At 71.0% G+C, this 899-nt stretch carries 1 pseudogene; it reads left to right on the forward strand.

The window, feature by feature from the left end:
- Nucleotides 1-899, forward strand: a pseudogene (locus WS61_RS08185) (adhesin); the annotation flags it as partial.

Raw genomic sequence — 899 nt, forward strand, 5'->3', positions numbered from 1 at the left:
GCGATCTCGGCGCCGTCGTACGTGACGTACAACAGCGACGGTTCGACCACGATCAACAACAACGTCGGCTCGGCGATCGACAACATCAACGCGCATGGCATCAAGTACTTCCATGCGAATTCGACCGCACCCGACAGCCAGGCGGTGGGCGTCGACAGCGTCGCGATCGGCCCGAACGCGATCTCGAAGGTGGACGGCAGCATCGCGCTCGGCTCGGGTTCGGTGGCCGACCGCGCGACGGTGCCGTCGTCGGGCATCCTCCGCAACGGCACTGCGTCGATCCCGTTCGACACGACCGACCAGACGCTGCTCGGCGCGGTATCGGTCGGCGATGCGACGAACAAGACGTATCGCCAGATCACCAACGTCGCGGACGGCACCGGCCAGCAGGACGCGGTGACGGTGCGGCAACTGACCGGCGCGCTGCAGTCGTTCGCGGTCACCGGCCAGAAGTACTTCCACGCGAACTCGACGGCGGCGGATTCGCTCGCGGTCGGCGCGGAATCGGTCGCGGTGGGGCCGACGACGGTCGTCAACGGCGACAACGGCGTGGGCATCGGCAACGGCGCGATCGTCGACCAGACGGCGCCGGGCGGGGTCGCCATCGGGCAGGCGGCGAGTTCCGCGCAGGCCGACGCGATCGCGCTGGGCAGCGGCGCGACGGCGACGGGCGCGCAGTCGGTCGCGCAGGGTGCGAATGCGGTGGCGGTCAGCGTGGGCAGCGTCGCGCTCGGCTCCGGTGCGCGCAGCACGGCGACCGATGCGCTCGCGCTCGGCGCCGGCGCATCGGCGACGTTCGCGAACAGCGTGGCGCTGGGCGCCGGTTCGCTGACCACGGTCGGCGCGCTGACGAACTACGTCGCGTACGGGCTGAGCAGCCCGCAGTCGTCGGCCGGCGA

Source organism: Burkholderia sp. ABCPW 11 (assembly GCF_001523445.1).
Taxonomy (GTDB): Bacteria; Pseudomonadota; Gammaproteobacteria; order Burkholderiales; family Burkholderiaceae; genus Burkholderia.